Origin of the sequence: Maricaulis sp. W15 (genome assembly GCF_001924955.1) — a bacterium.
Taxonomy (GTDB): Bacteria; Pseudomonadota; Alphaproteobacteria; order Caulobacterales; family Maricaulaceae; genus Maricaulis; species Maricaulis maris.
Window position 1 is genome coordinate 25,662 of the sequence record NZ_LQXG01000007.1, and the last position, 18,378, is coordinate 44,039.

Consider the following 18,378-nt stretch of genomic DNA (forward strand, 5'->3'; position numbering starts at 1 on the left):
TGGCGGGCCTAAGCCCCCGGGAGGGTCCGGCCAATGGCGAGGAAGCGTTCACGGCGTTGCTGGCGCAGGGCTTTGGCGTCCATCTGTTCGAGCTGACCGAGATGTTTTTCGATCGCATTGCCGACCGACGTCATGGTCGCGGCCGCGTGACGGTGCGCACCGCCGATCGGCTCGGGGATGACCTGGTCAACAATCTTCATCGCCAGCAGGTCCGGCGCGGTCACTTTCATGGCGACGGCCGCATCCTTGGCGCGCGCCGAATCCTTCCACAGGATCGAGGCGCAGCCTTCCGGCGAGATCACCGAATAGATCGAGTGCTCCAGCATCATCACGACATTGGCGCTGGCCAGGGCCACGGCGCCGCCGGAACCGCCTTCACCGGTGATGGTGGAAATCAGCGGGGTGCCCAGGGTCAGGCAGCGCTCGGTCGAGCGGGCAATGGCTTCGGATTGGCCACGTTCTTCCGCGCCGAGGCCGGGATAGGCGCCGGCGGTATCGACGAAAGTGAGAACCGGCAGGTCGAATTTCTCGGCCATGTCCATCAGGCGGATCGCCTTGCGATAGCCTTCCGGACGCGCCATGCCGAAATTATGCTTGATGCGGGTTTCGGTGTCGTGGCCCTTCTCATGGCCGATCACGACCACGGAGCGCCCGCGGAAACGGCCGAGACCACCCACAATGGCCGCGTCTTCGGAGAAACGGCGATCGCCGCACAATTCCTCGAAATCCTCGATCAACGCCTTGCGGTAATCGCGGAAATGCGGCCGTTCCGGATGACGGGCGACCAGCGTCTTGCGCCAGGGGTCGAGCTTGGAATAGAGCGCAGCGAGCTGTTCAGCCGCCTTCTGGCGCAGACGCGCGGTCTCTTCCGCCATGTCCGGAGAGTCTTCACCCGCGAGGGATTCGAGCTCTTCGATCTTGGCTTCCAATTCGGCCAGCGGCCGTTCGAAATCGAGATAGGTACGTGTGGGGTCGGACATGCCCTGCCAACGCCTGTGATCACAAAGTGGGGGGCAACCTAACCACCCGGTCCCGGCGCTACAAGCCTCAAAAGCCGTGCTTACGCATACGTCAACCGGCGTCGCCGTCATCGGCACGCCGCGCCAGCGGGTGCGCCGACTGGACGAGGGATTTCAGTCTTTCGTCAAGTACATGCGTATAGATCTGCGTGGTCGAGACATCGGCATGCCCCAGCAGCATCTGCACGCTACGCAGATCGGCGCCCCGCGCCAGAAGATGAGTGGCAAAAGCGTGCCGCAGGACGTGCGGCGAGACCTTGTCCGGATCCAGACCCGCCGCCAGGGTCAGCTCGCCGAGCACCTGCGCGAAACGTTCCCGTGTCAGGTGCCCGCCTTTGGCGGTCCGCGACGGAAACAGGAAGCGAGAGGCCTTGCCGGCCTTACCCTTCTCGGACGGCAGGTGGGTCTCTCGGACGGCTTTGTAGGCGGCCACCGCGTCGAGCGCGGCCTCGGTCAGGGGCACCAGGCGTTCGCGCCCGCCCTTGCCGGTAATCTGGATACAGCGCTCGGCACGCACAAACGCCCCCAGCGGCAGGGAGACAAGTTCGGTGACGCGCAGTCCGCCGGCATAGAGCAGCTCCATGAGCGCGCGCGTGCGGACCCCGTTGGCACCGGGCTGGCCAGCGGCGGCATCAAACAGGGCGTCGACATCGGCTTCCGACAGGATTTTCGGCAGGGACCGTCCCTGTTTGGGCGCCCGCAAGGGCGTTGCCGGATTGTCGTCGCGAACCCCGTCCGACAGCAGGAAGCGGTAGAAGCGCTTGATCGCGGACAGGCGCCGCGCCGCGGTCGACGCGGCCAGACCATCGGCGGCGAAACCGGCCAGAACGGATTCGAGATCCGGCGTCGCGGCATTTTCCAGACGGCGACCACCAGTGCCGAGGCGGCTGGCGACGTCCAGCAGATCACGGCGATAGGCGTCGAGCGTGTTGACCGAAGCCCCGCGCTCAGCGGCCATCATGTCGAGAAACAGCGCGATCAGGGCGCCATTGCCATTGCGGCCACCCGGATCGGCTGGGCTCACCGCACCCTCGCGACAATGCGTTCCAGCACCAGCGCCAGGGCCTGTCGGCGCAGGCCTGCTGCATCAAGCGCCGCGATGGCACGACTGAACACGACCGGGTCGGTGGCGGTTTCGGGCCGGTTGAGCAAGGTGATGGCGAGCATGGCGGTCTCGGCTTTGGCGCCGGCCCGCATCGCCATCTCCATGGACGACCATTCCGTCACCGTCGCGATGCCGGCCTGGCCGAGCACTGTCAGGCGCATATCCCCGGGCAGGCGGGCACCCAGCTCGGCGAGAGCCAGCTGCACGCCCAAGGTATTGTCACCCTGGCTCTCGATCCAGGCCGCCAGGACGGCATCAATATTACCGCCGGACAGGGCGTCGCGCGCCACGGCCAGGGCGAGATCGAGAGTCACCATGCGGCGCGGTGACGGCGGCACCCAGTCCGGCATCTCGGCATCGACCGGCGTGCCGTCGGCGTAAATCAGCTGCCCGTCTGCGGTTTCGACAATCGGCTGACCGGCGAGTGCGGCCGGGCTGGGCCGGTGCGGCGGACCGTCGACCAGACCATCGCGCCAGCGCGCCGCCGCGCGCAGGTCGCCGACGATCACCGCCGCCAGGGCGATGTCATAGCCATGGGCAAGCGCCGCCTCGGTCAGCGGCAGGGTGTCAACTTCACGGCCGTGATGACGGGCGACATGGATGAAACGCGCGGCATCGGACGTATCGGCCAGCATGTGTCCGAGCGCCAGACCGGCGACCTCGCGATCACCCCCCTGTGCCAGGATTTCTTCCAGCGCGTGGTGACGTTCGCGCCCGGTCAGCGCCAAAGCGGCCTCAAGAGCTGCCTTGACATCGCTGACCGGCACCGGTTCAAAATCCGGCGTGTGGCCGAGCGAGCGCAGCCAGCCCGGCGCCGTCGCGGCGATGGCCGGCGTGTCGGCTTCCGGGTCTACCAGATAGCGCGCCATCGCGAAGTCCAGGCCGCTATCGGCCGGCGCAACACTGTCAGCGACCGGCGTATCCAGCGTGATTGAAAACAGGCGCGCATCGAAATCATCATCGTCCGAGCCCGAGCGCGCGAGTTCGGCGGTCAGCTCGGCTGCAGCGCCCTGCCCGTCCATGGCCAGGCAGAAGGCGCGGCGACGCAGCCATTCCGGCACATCGCGGTTTTCGATCAGGGCGTTGGCGGTCTGGCAGGCGCGCTCGGGTTCGCCAACGGCGAAACCAAGCTCGGCATGCCAGCGGGCAAGCTCCGGACGCCGATTGACGGTCGGGGTACGTTCCAGCAGGTCAAACGCGTCATGGACGCCACCGGCAGCCAGCAAGCGGTCAACCCGCAACTCGGCCAGGCGGGCATCGCCGCGGCCACCCGCCGGCGGCTGTCCACCGGTGAGCAGGATCAGGCGCGCCGTATCGGCCAACGCCTCGCTCGCATAACCAGGCCCGTCCGAGGCCGGCAGGCGCGACAGCACGGCCTCGGCCATGTCGCGGCTGGTCCCGGCCCACAAACGATCGCCCAAACCGCGATTGGTCAGCGACACCTCAAGCGGATCGAGCGCATCAAGACGCTCGACCTCGATCGGATTTTGGGCTGCGGCTGTACCGCCCAGAAGCGCTGCCAGCAGGCTAGCGCGGGAAATCATCTTCCAGCTCGACACGCACATTCTCCCGGGTCGGCTCCAGGCCATTGGCAATCAGGACCAGCGTGCCAAATCCGATCGCGACAAGACCGGCGATAACCACCACACCCACCAGAAAACCACGCATGAAACCGACTCCTCAGACCCCTTGAAAACCCGCCGTCGCACTGCGGGCCGTACAGGTGACGAGCCTAACCCTGATTGCGGCGATTTCCAGACCGTTTATACCGCTAGCATGTCGCGCGTTCACAAACCGCCCAAAACACTCGTCCTGATCGGCCTGATGGGCGTCGGCAAGACTACGGTCGGCCGTCGCCTCGCGCATGCGCTGAAACTGGATTTCCACGATGCCGACGAGGCGGTCGAACAGGCCGCCGGTCGCAGCGTGGCTGAGATATTCGAGGATTTCGGCGAGGCCGCCTTTCGCGAAGGCGAGCGCAAGGTTATCGCCCGCCTGCTTGATGAGCCGCCGATGGTGCTGGCGCTGGGCGGCGGCGCCTTTGTCGATGAGGAGACCCGGGCCCGGGTCAAGGCGAAGGCAACCTCGATCTGGTTGAAGGCCGATGTCGAGACCCTGGTCAAACGCGTCACTCGCCGCGACACCCGCCCGCTGCTGCGCGATGAAGACCCGGAAAGCGTGCTGCGTGCCTTGCTCAACAAGCGCGAGGCCGCGTATGCAGAGGCTGATATCCATGTCGATGCGTCCGGTGGCTCGCACCAGATCACGCTCGACGCGATTTTGCGGGCATTGGACCTGCGGGAGGCCGAGGCTTGAGTGAGGTTTTGCGGGTCAATGTCGGGCTCGGCGAGCGCGCCTATGACGTGCTGGTCGGCGCCGGCGCGCTGGCAGCGGCGGGTCCGGAGCTGGTCCCGCACTTCCCGCGTGGCCGCGCCATTCTTGTTACCGACCGGCATGTCGCGGCCCTGCATCTGGAAGCCGTCAGCGATACCCTTGCCGCGCAGGGGCTGCGCGTTGACCCGGTCATTGTCGAGCCGGGCGAAACCTCGAAAAGCTGGACCGGTCTGGCCGGTGTCGTCGATGCGCTGCTGGATCGCAATGTCGAGCGCTCCGAGGCGGTCATTGCCTTGGGTGGCGGTGTGATCGGCGATCTGACAGGCTTTGCCGCCGCCGTGACCAAGCGCGGCGTCGACTTCATCCAGATCCCGACCACCTTGCTGGCCCAGGTCGACAGCTCGGTCGGCGGCAAGACCGGGATCAACACCACCCACGGCAAGAATTTCGCCGGCGCCTTCCATCAGCCACGACTGGTGATCGCGGACCGCGACTTGCTCGCCACCCTGCCCGATCGTGAGCGCCGCGCCGGCTATGCCGAAATCGTCAAAGCAGCCCTGATCGGTGACGCCGCGATGTTTGATCGCCTCGAAGCCGCCGGCGCCGATGTGCTCGATGGTCGGGAACTGGACACCGCCGTGGCCGCGGCCATCGCCTTCAAGGCCCGCATCGTCGCCGAGGATGAGCGCGAGGGCGGGGTGCGGGCCCTGCTCAATCTTGGCCACACATTCGGCCATGCCTTCGAAGGGGATGCCCCAAAGGATGTCATCCGCCACGGCGAAGCCGTTGCCGCCGGGATCGCCCTGGCCTTTGCCTATTCCGCCCATCGCGGCGATTGCAGCGCAATAGACGCTGCCCGCGTCGCGGCCCATCTGCGCGCCATCGGCCTGCCCGCGACGCCCAATGAACTGGCCCATACCGACTGGAACGCCGCCAGCCTTGTTGCCCGCATGCGGGACGACAAGAAGAACAGGGATGGCCGGATCACGCTCATTCTCACGCGCGGCATCGGCGCCGCCTTCATTGACGCCGCCGCCGATGAAGCCGACCTTCTCGCCTTTATGGAGACCCAGCTCTCATGAGCCTCGACTGGACAATAATCGGACCGGCCCTGACGATTTTGGGTCTTTTGTTGCTGTCTGCCTTTTTCTCCGGATCGGAGACCTCGCTCACCGCGACGTCGCGGGCCCGAATGCTGCAGCTCGAGCGCGAGAAAAATCCGGCCGCCGCGCGCGTCAACATCCTGATCTCCGACGGTGAGAGCCTGCTGGGCGCCATCCTGCTCGGCAACAATCTGGTCAATATCCTGGCATCAATGATCGCTGGCCAGTTGTTCGAGACCATGCTCGGCGGCAACAGCGTCGTCTGGGCGACGCTGGTCATGACCATTCTCGTCCTCGTCTTTGCCGAGGTCATGCCGAAGACCTATGCCCTGTCGAACCCGGAACGCTTCGCGCTGGTCGTTTCCCGGCCGATCCTGATCGTGGTCCGCGTCTTTGCCCCGGTGGTCGGCGCGGTGCAATTCGTGGTGCGCAATGTGCTGCGGATGTTCGGCGCCAATGTCGACGGGCCGGTCCTGTCTTCGCATGACGAACTGCGCGGCGCGATCGCCCTGCACCATGAAGAAGGCGGCGTCGTCAAGGACGACCGCGACATGCTGGGTGGCGTGCTCGACCTGCGCGATCTCACGGTCGACGACATCATGGTGCACCGCAAGTCCATCCTGATGATTGATGCCGACAAACCGTCCGAGGCCATCGTCACCGAGGCCCTGCACTCACCGCACACCCGCCTGCCGATCTACAAGGGCGACACCGAGAACATCGTCGGCATCCTGCATGTCCGCGACATTGCCCGCGCCCTGCACGAGGCCGACGGCAATGCCTCTGTTATCGATATCGACGCGCTGCGCCGCGAACCCTGGTTCGTGCCTGAGACCACCGAAGTCCTCGATCAGCTCAACGCCTTCCGCGAAAAGCGTGAGCATTTCGCCCTCGTCGTCGACGAGTATGGCGCCCTGATGGGCCTGGTAACGCTGGAAGACATTCTCGAAGAAATCGTCGGCGCCATCGAGGACGAGCACGATGTCACCGTGGAAGGCATCCAGCCCGATGGCGACGGCATCTGGCTGGTCGACGGCACCCTGCCGATCCGCGATCTCAACCGGGCGCTGGACTGGGAATTGCCCGACGAGGAAGCCGTCACGATTGCCGGTCTCGTCATCCATGAAGCCCAGACCATCCCCGAACGCGGCCAGGTCTTCGGCTTCCATGGCGCCCGTTTCGAAGTCGTCGAGCGTCGCCGCAACCAGATCACCAAATTGCGGGTCTCGGTCAGTCCCGACGATGTGGTGGCGAGCAGCTAGGCTTCCGTGACCTAGCGTTCAGGCGACACGGCGTCAGCGATCAGCGTCTCATAAGCATTGCAGGTTCCGCGTGGCGTTTCGCCCCGCTCCGCGGTGTCCTCTTCGGCCCGCGCCTCTTCCACCAGATCGCCCAGCGCATCTGCGAACACGCTCGACAAGTCCATGACATCCGCCAGATCGGTGAAGGCATCCGCCCCGTCGAGAATTGTGGTCACACCCCCGCCGGATGCGAGATGGTTTTGCGATGCCCAGCGGATGGCGGCGATCTGGCGTCCGTCCGCATCGAGTATCTCCGCCTCCACACCCAGCGCACCAATCCCGAGCGGGACACGCGGGTTGAAGGGCCCGGGAACGGCAACGCCGATCAGTCGCGACATGCCGGTGGTGGCGACATTATTGCGGCGGATGCCGGTGACCGCGGCGATGACATCACCACGCTGAACCGGTGTGGTCCCCGGTTGGTGCCGGACCGGCTCGACGGAAAAACCGGCCCGGGCCAAGCGTTGACAGAGATCACGGGAGAGTTGCAGGCGGACATCGTCGAGCCGGGCCGGAGAAATATCCCGGTCGATATCGGCCGCCGGCGCCATGACGACAGGCGGCAGATATAGCGTGGCCAATTGCGCCAGGGCCGCCGGATCGGCAAACTCCTCGACAGCCAGCAGGCGCCGTTCGCCGGCCACAAGATGCGCGCTCGACGACAGAGTCGTGGGGGTTTCGAAACTTGTCGAGCAGGCCGCGGTACCAGCCGCGAGCGTCAGCGGCAGCAGGCGCCGCATGATTGTGTTGAATCTGAGCATGATGCTGTCCCCGATGGCCGCGACGTACCTTGCATGTGAAGCGCGAGGCACGATACCTGCGACTTATTCGATCGCCGCCTTCGCGCGGATCACCAGGGCATGCACCGGACCGGCCAGTTCGTCAGCCAATGCCTCATTGACCAGTCGGTGCCTGGCCACGCGTGTCAGGCCGTCAAAGCGGCTGGCGGTGATGTCGACGGTAAAATGACTCTCGCCACCCGGACGGGCGCCGGCATGACCGGCATGGAGATGACTGTCATCGGTCACCGTCAATGCGCTCGGCGTGAAGACTTTTTGCAGCTTGGCCTCTATCCTGGCGGCAAGATTTTCCATTTTCACACCTCTTTGTTCATCGGCTTCATTGCCGCTTTACAGACGCATGACCATAATCGGGGATCATGTCCGAAGCCTACAATTACAAACCGCGGTTCAAAGATATCCGCATCAAGCCGCCCAAGGACCAGCCGGCGCCGGAAGAGCGTGTCTGCGAATGGCCGGGCTGCAAGAAGCATGGCGACAGCCGCGCACCGAAAGCGAATGACCGGCTCAATGACTTCTACTGGTTCTGCCAGAGCCACGCCTCGGAATACAACAAGTCGTGGAATTTCTTCGAGGGCATGAGCGAGAATGCCGCCCAGTCCTTCCGCGAAAGTGCCGCCTATGGCCACCGTCCGACCTGGGGATGGAAGAACACCCATTCCGCCTCGGCCAAGGCCGCCAAGGCCAGCCGCGATTTTGCCGACGGTTTCAACGATCCCTATGGCATGTTCGGCGACCGCAAGGACCCGCACAAGGAAGCGCCGCGCGAAAAATCCATGGGCCGGCTGCAGACCAAGGCGCTGGAGACCATGTCGCTCGATCCGGATGTCGATCCGGCGACCGTGCGCAAGCGCTATGCCGAGCTGGTCAAACAATTCCACCCGGACGCCAATGGCGGTGATCGCTCGAGCGAGGAACAGCTGGGCCGCGTCATCGCCTCCTACCAGATCCTCAAAAGCGCCGGCATGGCATGACGCGGCTGAGCTAACGCTTTGTTTGCCTTCCGGGTCGATCCTGTGGCCGGGCAAATAATTTTGGGGCATTTCATGTCGGACAATCCGGGCATTCCACTTCCGGTCAGGATTGCAACGCTCGGGCTGGCATGTCTTCCCATGCTGTATATGGGCCTGTGGTCGGCGATGATCATCGGCAGTTTTTCCGGCCTCTGGCACCCCAGGCTCGGCGATCTCGATATCGGCACCGCAATCCTGCGTTCGGACCCGATCGAAATCATCGGCTTTGCCTCAATGAGCGTTTGCTGGCTGGCGGGCCTGGTGTGTCTGGTGCTCAATCGCCGTGCCGCAATCCTGGCACTCGGCCTTGCCTGCCTCATCCACCTCGTGGTCTGGCTGAAAATCACGGACGGCCAGTATTATTCCGGACAGTTCGGCCTGATTGTGATCCTCATCGAAATGCTCGCCATCACCCTGGCCCACTTCACCACACGCGGTCGTCGCCTGATCTGAGTGACATGCAGTCACCGCCATTGACTTGAAGCGTCGGCAGGCGTGCGATACCCCGGTAGCGTCCGTTTATACGCACCGCAACAAATGACGCGTGCGCCCAGCCATAAAGACCGGTTCGATGAGCGATAGTTTCCCCCTTTCCGCGCCTGATGCCAAAGCCGATTGCAAGGAGCTGTTCGGCTTCGATCCGGGCTTTGACGTCGCCATGTTCTCGACGCCGGACGAGCACACCCCGATTCTCGATCCGGACTATGTGTTCGACCCGGCCACCACACGCGCCATCCTCGCCGGCTTCGCCTATAACCGCCGGGTGATGATCCAGGGCTATCACGGCACCGGCAAGTCGACCCATGTCGAGCAGGTCGCGGCCCGCCTCAACTGGCCGATGGTCCGGGTCAATCTGGACAGTCATGTCAGCCGTATCGACATGGTCGGCAAGGACGCCATCGTGTTGAAGGACGGCAAGCAGATCACCGAATTCCAGGAAGGCATCCTGCCCTGGGCCCTGCAACGCCCGGTCGCCCTCCTGTTTGATGAATACGACGCCGGCCGCCCGGACGTGATGTTCGTGATCCAGCGCGTGCTGGAAGCCGCCGGCTCGCTGACCCTGCTGGACCAGACCAAGGTGATCCGGCCGCACCCCTATTTCCGCCTGTTCTCGACCACCAACACGATCGGTCTGGGCGATACGACGGGCCTTTATCACGGCACCCAGCAGATCAATCAGGGCCAGATGGACCGCTGGTCCATCGTCGCCACGCTGAACTATCTGCCGCGCGAAACCGAAAACGCCATCGTGCTGGCCAAGATGAAATCGCTGGCCGGATCCGAAGAGGGCCGCAAACAGGTCGCCGACATGGTCAAGGTCGCCGATCTCACCCGCGAAGCCTTCATCAATGGCGATATCTCAACCGTGATGAGCCCGCGCACCGTTCTCACCTGGGCCGAAAACCACCAGATTTTCGGCGATCTCGGCGCCGCTTTCCGCCTCACCTTCCTGAACAAGTGCGACGAACTGGAACGCCCGGTGATTGCCGAGATGTATCAGCGCGTGTTCGATGTGAACCTGCCGGAAGCGCCGGTGAAAAGTGTGAGCGCGGCCTAACCCGCGCTCTCATCCACCTCAGCCGCGATCACCAACAATTCGCCGTCACGGCGCGTCACCGTGACCATCAGCGCTGCGCCGGGCTGGAACAGCTCGATATCGACGCCCTCATCAACCGCAAACGGCATGACCATGGCGCCCATGCCCAGTTCCGGCATGGCTTCATGGCGCAGGAGCGTGGTGCGGGCGTCGGTGTCGACCGTGCGCACATCGGCAGAGACCACCGATTGTGCCGTCGTTTCGGCATCGGCCATGGCGTGACCGCCATGATGGCCGTGGTGATCGGCGCTGCCGGTGGCAAGCAGGAGGCTGGTGGCGAGAAGTGTGATCATGGCTGATGTCCTTGATGCGGGTTGGCGGAGGCCGGAGCGTTCGAAGCAGTCGTGTCGATGCCATCGCGGCTGAGTTCATCGGCGCTGGCCGGGCGGGCCTCGCCCTCGGGATTGTCATACCAGCCCGGATCGCCATCGCCGGTCAGGCGGTCGCGAACCTTCAATATGGTGAACATGCCGCCCATGGTGATGTAGTCGCGCGGGCCTCGGGCGCCGACCATGGGCAGGGAATTGTCCGGCACCGGCATATGGCCCATCTCGATGTGCTGGCCCATCTCGCCCATCCCGTCCTGACCCATCGTCATATAGGTGGGCAGGAGGGCGCCGACGGCGCGGTCGATGCGGCGGGCATTGACGCCCGTGAGATTGGGAATGCCATGGCCCATCTGGTTCATGACGTGATGGGTCATGTGGCAATGCATGGCCCAGTCGCCGGGATTGTCGGCGATGAATTCGACCGTGCGTGTCGACCCGGTCGGCACCAGCACGGTGGTGTCGGGATGGCGCGCCGAGACCGGGATCACGCCGCCATCGGTCTCCGTGATGGTGAAGGCATAGCCGTGCAGATGGATCGGGTGATGATCCATGGCCGAAAGATTGCCGAAGCGGATCCGAACCCGCTCGCCGCGCTGGGCGACCAGGGGTGAGGTGCCGGGATAGCAGCGCGCATTCATGGTCAGGATGTTGAAATCGCCCATCGCATTGGGATCGGGCCGTTCAGCCCCCGGGTGCAGCACCCATTCCGACAGCATGATGGCGTAATCCCGATCCGGGCGCGGACCGGAGCGTTGGCGCGGATGGACCACGATCATGCCCATCATGCCCAGCGCCATCTGGGTCATCTCGTCATGATGCGAGTGGTACATGAAGGTACCGTGCTGGCGGAAGGTCCACTCATAGACGAAGGTCTCGCCGGGATGGATGGCGCGCTGGTTGAGACCGCCCACCCCGTCCATGCCCGAGGGCAGGATGACGCCATGCCAGTGCACGGTCGTCGGTGCCGGCAGGCGATTGGTGACATAGACCCGCACCCGGTCGCCCTCGACGGCCTCGATGGTCGGCCCGTGGGTGCGGCCATTATAGCCCCAGGTTTTCGCGTTGAGGCCCGGCGCAAAACTGTGCTCGACCTCTTCGGAGATGAGGTGGAAGACCTTGACCCCGTCGACAATCCGGTAGGGCAGAGTGGCGCCATCCGGTGTGACAACCGGCGTATAATCCCGGTCCGGCCGCCCCGGTGCATAATCGCGGTCATGCGCCACCGACGCGCTGTGGGCGGCGGCACGGACGGGTTGCGCCGTTGCGGACCCGCCAGCCAGGCCGGCCGCGGCAACCCCGGCACTGCCGACCAGCAGGGCGTCGCGTCTGGAAATCGGCATCAGTGACCTCCCCCGGTCCGGCCTGTTGCTGCACCGCCCGGATCGGCCGCATCGATCATGACCGGCGAGCCGCCGGCGCGGATTTGCTGCAGGGATATGCGAGCCTCGTGCAAGTCCTTCAGGGCATCGACATAGGCTTGGCCGGTGCGTGTGCGCATCTGTACCGCAGCCATCAGATCAAACACCGAGACCTGCATCGCATTGTACTGGCGCATTGTCGCATCCATCAAACGTTCGGTCGCCGGAAGGGCGTCGGTTTCGAGCTGGTCGATCCGGCTTGCCGCGAGATCGGTGGCCGCCTGTGCGGCACGGATCGCGGTGCGGATCTCGTGCACCAGGGCTGCATGCCGGTCGACCGCCTGACCGGCCCGCAGACGCGCGGCCGTGCGGCGGGCATCGCCCGTGTCAAACACCGGCAGCGCGAATTCCACTGTCCAGCCGCGCGACCACTCGGCCTCCTCACGTTCCCAGACCGCGCCGATTTCAGCGTGCTCAAGCAGGCTGGCCCAATTCTCCAGACCTGCCTCGCCGGCACTGGCCTCCACGCGCGAAGCGGCCGCCTGCAAGGGCAGGCTGGCGACCATCGCCTCGGCCGCGTCGAGCGCCAAATCGCGGGCCGGATCGAAAGTCGGCAAGCGCGTAGGCAGGCTGTCCTCGGGCAGGTCGACGCCCAATTGCCGGACGAGGGCCAGACGGGCCTGGACGGCGGCGTGGCGAGAATCAAGAAGGTCCAGCTCTGCCTGTCGCGCAAAGACCCGCTCGCGTTCCAGCTCAATCACCGGCGTATTGCCGGCCGCCCGCATCTCCTCGGCAACGACCAGGCTGGCCGTGGCGGCATCCCGAATGCGTTCCTGCAGGTCGAGACGTTGGCGTGCTGCAATGGCGGCGACCCAGGCCCGGCGGGTATCGGCGATGAAGTCGATTGTCGCCAGGACGGTGTCAGCCCGCTGCCCCTCATAGCGCTGCCGCGCAGCCTCGGCCCGCCAGGGTGTTGCCGCCAGGCCCAGAAGCGAGGTCCGCAAATCAACGTCCCAGACCCGGCCGTCACCGTGTCCGGGCAAGCTGACAGCCTCGACCACCGGATTGAGCGGACGCGAACGCTCGGCCCAATCGGCCCGCGCAATCCCCGCCTCGGCGAGCCGGGCCATCAATGTGTGATTATTGCCCAGGGCCAGACCGACTGCGGCGGCCTCGTCGAGGACTTCACCGGCCTCCGGACGGACGGCCGCCGGCAGCACTCCGAGGCGCGCCGCGACCTCGTCCATGACACCCGCCTGTTCACGGGCCGGATCGACACTCACACAAGCCGTCACAGCGAGGATGGAGGCGAGCAGGGGAAGGATTTGCAGGCGTGGAAGCATCATGCCGCTTGCGGTAACATACCCCCTAGGGGTATACAAGCGGGATGACAGATGTCCAGACACCCCTCACCCCGGCACGGGAGAAAAGCCTCAACCGCCTCAAACGCGTGGAAGGACAGGTGCGCGGGATCGCGCGGATGATCGAGGACGACCGCTATTGCATTGACGTGCTCACACAATTGTCAGCGGTGAAGTCGGCATTGGCGGCGGTGGAGGGTGAAATCCTCAAGGACCATGCCAGCCACTGCGTCGCCTACGCGATCGAAAGCGGCGATGCCGGCGACCAGAAAGCCAAGCTGGACGAGCTGATCGGCCTTCTGGCCAAGCATTACCGGTTATAATCCGGCATCGCGGCCTCGATGGTCGCCTATTGGAAGAAGCTCAAAATCACCCGCGGCGAGCGGTTGGCGATCTCAAGCGCCTGGATGCCGAGTTGTTCGCGCACCTGAAGTGCCTGCAGCTTGGCACTTTCGCGACCGAGATCGGCGTCGATGAGATTGCCGATACCGGCGCTGGTCACATCGATCTGCTTGACCAGCAGGGTCTTCTGGATTTCCAGCGAGCGCAGCCCGACACCCAGTCGCGACACGGCAGACGTGACATCGGACATTGAGGTTTCGAACGCCGCCACATCAGCACTGGTTGGCTGGGTCGCGACAATCGAGTTGTCGCTTTGCGGCAGGTTGGCCGCCAGGCCGGCGTCAAAAATCCCGCCGCCATCGGTCAGATCTTCCGCCGCGATTGTCAGCGTGTCGCCGGGATTGGCACCGATCAGGACGGACAGGTCCTCGCCGCCGCTGCCCAGCAGGTTGAGATCGTTGAAACTGGCATTGTCGGCCAAGCGCGTCGCCTGATTGCCCAGTTCGATAAAGTCAGTCATCAGACTGCGCCAGCTCTGCTCGTCCAGCGTCGTGTCGGTGGCCGCGACGAGCTTGGACTGCATTTCCACCATCAGATCGGAAATGCCCTCAGCGGCTGCCAGCGCGGTCTCGACCACGCCGGTTCCCAGATCGATGGATGTGAGGGCGCTGCCACGGGACTCATTGTCCGTGCGCATGACCTGGGCCATCGCCCAGACCGTGCCATTATCACTGGCACTGCCTACCTTGAGCCCCGTCGCGATCCGGTCGTGCACTTTGGCACTTTCCGATTGCAGCATGCTCATATGCTGCAGCGCGGAGTTCACGGCGGCCATGGAATGGACCGAAAAGGTCATCCTGCCGACACTCGCCACCATCTTGCCGACCCGCCTTGGCATTTTTGCCTATACGGGTCCGTCGACCAGTTTTCCACGATTGGGTTAGCGAGAAGTTGACGGCCACGCCCCGATCAAGGCCGTCTTTCAACGGGCCGACCCGTCCGGGCATCAGCCGCCATGCTTGGTCGGCGAAGCCGGAGCGGCCTCCCCGTCACGCTCCAGTGTTTCAAGGGCCAGTGAGACCTGGCGGACAATGGCCGGCGTGCCGCCAGGCATCCCTTCCTCGACCGCAACCGCCTCTTCATTTGCGTCATGTTCCCAACGGCGCAGGATCTCGATTTTCTGGGCGCGGCTCAGATCGCGGCACGCCAGGACACCGTCAGGCGTCGCGAAGGCATCAGCCGGGTCGAGCAATGCGTTTTGATAGTCGGTTTTCAGCATCAGCCTTACTCCTGTCATCTGCCAGCCGACAACGGGTCGGCATCCTTCACCAGGCTGGCACTGCCTCGCCTGTAATTGATATGAAACGCCCGAGCGGGCCAGCCGTTCCGAGCTGTGGTTTTTGCGGCCGGGGGTGCTCGCAATTCGGCGCGAATGAATTACCCTTGCCGCCATGAGTCAGCCGCCTGCCGATCCCGACGCCTTCAAGCGCGCCCTGTCCATCACCACCCGCGCCATTGCCGGCGACCGGGATCTCGACGTGCGTTTCGGCGGCGAGATTGCCGGCCTGTCGGGTGGACGCATGGTCCTGCCCAATCCCGGCAGTGAGCCCTCGCCGGAAGCGGCGGCAGCGGTGCGCGGCCGGGCCGATGCCCTGGCTCTGCGACTGGCCCATCATGACGAGGCGGCCCATGTCCGCACCCTGCCACCCGGCGCCACGGCGCGGGCGATTTTCCACGCCGCCGAACAGGCGCGGGTCGAGGGCCTCGGCGCTCGCGACATGCACGGCATGGCCGGCAATCTTGATGCCGCCCTCGCCATGCGCTGCAAGCAGAAGGGCTGGATGCGGGTCGAGGACCGTCAGGCCGCACCGATGGAAGAGGCGCTCGCCCTTCTGGTCCGCGAACGTATCAGCGGGCGTCCGGCCCCCGCCGAGGCCGCCGGGCTGATGTCGCTCTGGCGCGACCAGATGGAAAGCGTCGCCAGCCTGTCACTCGACGCCCTCGCGGAAAATGCCGACGACCAGAAAGCCTTCGCCGACCTGCTGCGCACGGTGATCCAGGATCTCGACCTGTCGGACGAGCTCGGCGGCGATCCGGAACAATCGGAAAATCCCGAAGACGAGGATGAAGGCGTCGATCGCGAGGAACGCACCGGCGATGACGCCGAGGGCGACGACCAGCAGGGCGACCAGCCCGACACCCCCGATGCCGCCGGCACGGCGGGTGACGAAGAAGAAATCAATGCCGACACAGACGACGCCGACACCCGCGTCGACGCCATGGATGATGAAGGCGCCGCCCAGACCGCCATGCGCCCGAACTGGCAGCCGGCCAATGATCCCGACGCCAAGTCCTACAAGGTCTTCACCCGCGAATTTGACGAGATCATCCAGGCCTCCGACCTGTGCGACGCGGAAGAGCTGGAGCGCTTGCGCAAATATCTCGACAATACGCTCAAAGGCCTCGACCAGGTCGTTGGCCGTCTCGCCAACCGGCTGCAACGCCGCTTGATGGCGCAGCAGGAACGGGCCTGGAAGTTCGACCTTGAAGAAGGCGTGCTGGACGGCTCCCGCCTCGCCCGCGTCATCGCCGACCCGACCCTGCCGCTGTCCTACAAGCAGGAAAGCGATACCGAGTTTCGCGACACCATCGTCACCCTGGTGCTGGACAATTCCGGCTCGATGCGCGGCCGGCCGATCATGGTCGCGGCCGCCTGTGCCGACATCCTGGCCCGCACGCTGGAGCGCTGCGGCGTAAAGACCGAGATACTGGGCTTCACCACCAAGGCGTGGAAGGGCGGGCGCTCGAAGGAGAAATGGCTGGCCGACGGCAAGCCGCCGCATCCCGGCCGTCTCAATGATCTGCGTCACATCATCTACAAGGCCGCCGACACGCCCTGGCGGCGGGCCCGCGTCAATCTCGGCCTGATGATGCGCGAAGGCCTGTTGAAGGAAAATATTGATGGCGAGGCCCTGATGTGGGCCTGGAAGCGCATGGCCGCCCGTCCCGAACAGCGCCGCATCATGATGGTGATTTCCGACGGCGCCCCGGTCGATGACGGCACCCAGTCGGCCAATTCTGCCGGCTATCTGGAACGCCATCTGCGCGAGACCATCGCCATGATCGAGACCCGTTCGGAAGTCGAACTCCTGGCCATCGGCATCGGCCACGACGTCACCCGCTGGTATCGCCGCGCCGTGACCATCAATGATGTCGAACAACTCGGCGGCGCCATGACCGACCAGCTTGCGGCCTTGTTCGAGGAAGATGGCGGCAAGGGTGCCGGCTTCTCCAGCGGCCCGCAAGCGATGAACCGGACCGATTTCTCGTCGATTGCGGGGCGTGTTTAGGGTCGCACACCGGCCGCTGCCGAGATCGCTCTATGCCCGCCGAAACGGGGCTGGCCCCTCCCGCCCCACCGGTCTAGACAGATCGTCTCCCCGCGGCTGCGAACAGGGTCTGCCCGATGCGCTCTTTGCTTCTTCCCCTCCTCCCGCTGTGCCTGGCGGCCTGCTCGGTCGATACCGAGCTGACCCAAGCCGGCAGCCAGGCCGTGCCGCTCTATGAGCAATCGCCCGACCGCACGGATCTGGACCGGCTGAGCTATCTGGGCGGGGTCGCGCTGACCGACCCGGATGACCGGTTCGGCGGCTTCTCTGCCCTTACCCTCTCGGCCGATGGCTCCCGCCTCCTCGCCGTGTCCGACAGCGCCTATTGGATGACGGCCAATATCGGCTGGAGCGAGACCGATGGGAGCCTCCATGTCGGCGCGTTCTCAATCGCCCCCATCCTCTCCCGCACCGGCGCGCCGCTGGGCGGACGGGCCGCCGACAGCGAGGCCATCGCCGATCTCGGTGGCGGCGCCTACGCCGTCAGTTTCGAACGCGAGCACCGGATCAATACCTATGCGCTGGGTGAGGACTGGAGCCGGCTGGACAGTGCCGGCGAAGCCTTTCCGGCGCCTCCGGACGCAGCCGAATTCACCGATAATGGCGGCATGGAAGGACTAACCGCCCTGCCGGATGGCGCCCTGCTTGCGGGTATCGAGGATGGCCGTGACGGGGTCCATCCGCTCTGGCTGCATCGCGATGGAAGCTGGACCCGGTCCGAGCTGGCCGCCGAGCCGGATTATGGCCTGACCTCGCTGGACTATCATGACGGCCATGTCTATGCGCTCGAACGCTTCTGGCAATCGGGGATCGGAAACCGGATCCGCATCCTGCGTTTTCCGGCCGCCGCGCTGGGCACGGGCGAGCGCATAGAGGCGGAATTGCTCGGCACGCTGGAGGCCGGAAAGACAGTCGATAATTTCGAGGGCCTCGCCATCACCGAGCGCGGCGGCCAGACTGTCCTACTCGTGATGTCCGACGATAATTACAACCGGTCCCAGCGGACGCTGCTTATGGCCTTCCAGCTCGATTGAGCCTTCCCGGCACGCACCGACATCGCCACGGCGCGAACGCCTGGCGGTTTGGGTCGTTGAGGGGTGCGAGGTGCCTTGCCGGTGCCTTGCTATGTAAGTTTTGTGGGTGGCGCCGGGGGCACCTCGCACACGGAGATTTGGTCAGGGCCGTTACCGGCCCCGTCTCGAAACCGATGGGAACAAACGGTCGAGCTTTGTGCCGCCGTCCCATCGATGGCCACGCCGGGTTGGTCTGGCGGTGTTTCCAGGCAACCGGACGAGCTCCGTACTCCCAACGCCCCCGGATCACCAAT

Annotated in this window: 20 protein-coding genes; 9 read left to right on the forward strand and 11 right to left on the reverse strand. The window is 64.9% G+C overall.

Annotation, left to right across the window (positions count from 1 at the left end; genetic code table 11):
* Window positions 1–8 precede the first annotated feature (8 nt).
* The 4 genes from AWH62_RS05010 to AWH62_RS16965 form a co-directional block, all read right to left on the reverse strand.
* Window positions 9–980: an acetyl-CoA carboxylase carboxyltransferase subunit alpha gene (locus tag AWH62_RS05010; protein ID WP_075189397.1), complete on the reverse strand. Its 972-nt coding sequence runs from the start codon at window positions 978–980 to the stop codon at window positions 9–11.
* Between the two features lie 91 nt (window positions 981–1,071).
* Window positions 1,072–2,043, reverse strand: a complete 972-nt coding sequence (locus AWH62_RS05015) for a site-specific tyrosine recombinase XerD (protein ID WP_075189398.1) — start codon at window positions 2,041–2,043, stop codon at window positions 1,072–1,074.
* Entirely contained in the window at window positions 2,040–3,683 is a 1,644-nt protein-coding gene (locus tag AWH62_RS05020; RefSeq protein ID WP_158025565.1) for a hypothetical protein, read from the reverse strand. Before AWH62_RS05020 ends, AWH62_RS05015 begins: the two co-directional genes overlap by 4 nt.
* Window positions 3,652–3,792, reverse strand: a complete 141-nt coding sequence (locus AWH62_RS16965) for a hypothetical protein (protein WP_158025566.1) — start codon at window positions 3,790–3,792, stop codon at window positions 3,652–3,654. Before AWH62_RS16965 ends, AWH62_RS05020 begins: the two co-directional genes overlap by 32 nt.
* Window positions 3,793–3,900: 108 nt before the next feature.
* On the opposite strand from AWH62_RS16965, the gene AWH62_RS05025 reads away from it, so the two are divergent.
* Genes AWH62_RS05025 through AWH62_RS05035 form a run of 3 tightly spaced genes read left to right on the forward strand, consistent with a single transcriptional unit; the run spans window position 3,901 to window position 6,823 of the window.
* Entirely contained in the window at window positions 3,901–4,440 is a 540-nt protein-coding gene (locus tag AWH62_RS05025; RefSeq protein ID WP_075189400.1) for a shikimate kinase, read from the forward strand.
* Window positions 4,437–5,540, forward strand: coding sequence for a 3-dehydroquinate synthase (gene aroB, locus AWH62_RS05030; protein WP_075189401.1), 1,104 nt, complete (start codon window positions 4,437–4,439; stop codon window positions 5,538–5,540). Before AWH62_RS05025 ends, aroB begins: the two co-directional genes overlap by 4 nt.
* The gene (locus tag AWH62_RS05035) at window positions 5,537–6,823 is read left to right on the forward strand and encodes an HlyC/CorC family transporter (RefSeq protein WP_075189402.1); all 1,287 of its coding nucleotides are present in this window, start codon (window positions 5,537–5,539) and stop codon (window positions 6,821–6,823) included. The genes aroB and AWH62_RS05035 overlap by 4 nt, the downstream gene beginning before the upstream one ends.
* An 11-nt stretch (window positions 6,824–6,834) precedes the next feature.
* On the opposite strand, the gene AWH62_RS05040 is transcribed toward AWH62_RS05035, so the two are convergent.
* Entirely contained in the window at window positions 6,835–7,623 is a 789-nt protein-coding gene (locus tag AWH62_RS05040; RefSeq protein ID WP_075189403.1) for a DUF3313 family protein, read from the reverse strand.
* A 63-nt stretch (window positions 7,624–7,686) separates the two neighbouring features.
* Window positions 7,687–7,956, reverse strand: coding sequence for a BolA family transcriptional regulator (locus AWH62_RS05045; protein ID WP_075189404.1), 270 nt, complete (start codon window positions 7,954–7,956; stop codon window positions 7,687–7,689).
* 65 nt (window positions 7,957–8,021) lie between these two features.
* Here AWH62_RS05045 and AWH62_RS05050 point away from each other — a divergent pair, with 65 nt between their 5' ends.
* The 3 genes from AWH62_RS05050 to cobS all read left to right on the forward strand — a co-directional run bounded on the left by AWH62_RS05050 (window position 8,022) and on the right by cobS (window position 10,233).
* The gene (locus AWH62_RS05050; RefSeq protein WP_075189405.1) at window positions 8,022–8,636 is read left to right on the forward strand and encodes a J domain-containing protein; all 615 of its coding nucleotides are present in this window, start codon (window positions 8,022–8,024) and stop codon (window positions 8,634–8,636) included.
* 72 nt (window positions 8,637–8,708) lie between these two features.
* Window positions 8,709–9,128, forward strand: a complete 420-nt coding sequence (locus AWH62_RS05055; protein ID WP_143742931.1) for a hypothetical protein — start codon at window positions 8,709–8,711, stop codon at window positions 9,126–9,128.
* 118 nt (window positions 9,129–9,246) lie between these two features.
* On the forward strand, window positions 9,247–10,233 hold the full coding sequence (cobS, locus tag AWH62_RS05060; RefSeq protein WP_075189407.1) for a cobaltochelatase subunit CobS: 987 nt from the start codon (window positions 9,247–9,249) through the stop codon (window positions 10,231–10,233).
* On the opposite strand, the gene AWH62_RS05065 is transcribed toward cobS, so the two are convergent.
* The 3 genes from AWH62_RS05065 to AWH62_RS05075 are packed head-to-tail and all read right to left on the reverse strand — an operon-like array spanning window position 10,230 to window position 13,305.
* Window positions 10,230–10,565, reverse strand: a complete 336-nt coding sequence (locus tag AWH62_RS05065; protein WP_075189408.1) for a copper-binding protein — start codon at window positions 10,563–10,565, stop codon at window positions 10,230–10,232. The genes cobS and AWH62_RS05065 overlap by 4 nt on opposite strands.
* Entirely contained in the window at window positions 10,562–11,941 is a 1,380-nt protein-coding gene (locus AWH62_RS05070; protein WP_075189409.1) for a multicopper oxidase family protein, read from the reverse strand. Before AWH62_RS05070 ends, AWH62_RS05065 begins: the two co-directional genes overlap by 4 nt.
* Window positions 11,941–13,305, reverse strand: a complete 1,365-nt coding sequence (locus AWH62_RS05075) for a TolC family protein (protein ID WP_075189410.1) — start codon at window positions 13,303–13,305, stop codon at window positions 11,941–11,943. The genes AWH62_RS05070 and AWH62_RS05075 overlap by 1 nt, the downstream gene beginning before the upstream one ends.
* Window positions 13,306–13,346: 41 nt before the next feature.
* Here AWH62_RS05075 and AWH62_RS05080 point away from each other — a divergent pair, with 41 nt between their 5' ends.
* Window positions 13,347–13,643, forward strand: a complete 297-nt coding sequence (locus tag AWH62_RS05080; RefSeq protein ID WP_075189411.1) for a metal-sensitive transcriptional regulator — start codon at window positions 13,347–13,349, stop codon at window positions 13,641–13,643.
* Between the two features lie 26 nt (window positions 13,644–13,669).
* Here AWH62_RS05080 and AWH62_RS05085 read toward each other — a convergent pair whose 3' ends face one another.
* A complete protein-coding gene (locus AWH62_RS05085) occupies window positions 13,670–14,497 on the reverse strand; it encodes a flagellin (protein ID WP_158025567.1) in 828 nt (275 codons plus the stop codon).
* Between the two features lie 171 nt (window positions 14,498–14,668).
* Complete coding sequence (locus tag AWH62_RS05090) at window positions 14,669–14,941, reverse strand: hypothetical protein (protein ID WP_075189413.1); 273 nt, start codon at window positions 14,939–14,941, stop codon at window positions 14,669–14,671.
* A 172-nt stretch (window positions 14,942–15,113) separates the two neighbouring features.
* Here AWH62_RS05090 and cobT point away from each other — a divergent pair, with 172 nt between their 5' ends.
* Together cobT and AWH62_RS05100 are read left to right on the forward strand one after the other, a co-directional pair.
* The gene (gene cobT, locus AWH62_RS05095) at window positions 15,114–17,012 is read left to right on the forward strand and encodes a cobaltochelatase subunit CobT (RefSeq protein ID WP_075189414.1); all 1,899 of its coding nucleotides are present in this window, start codon (window positions 15,114–15,116) and stop codon (window positions 17,010–17,012) included.
* A gap of 116 nt (window positions 17,013–17,128) precedes the next feature.
* Window positions 17,129–18,085 (forward strand): esterase-like activity of phytase family protein, encoded by a 957-nt coding sequence (locus AWH62_RS05100; protein WP_075189415.1) that lies wholly within the window; start codon window positions 17,129–17,131, stop codon window positions 18,083–18,085.
* The last annotated feature ends 293 nt before the right edge of the window (window positions 18,086–18,378 follow it).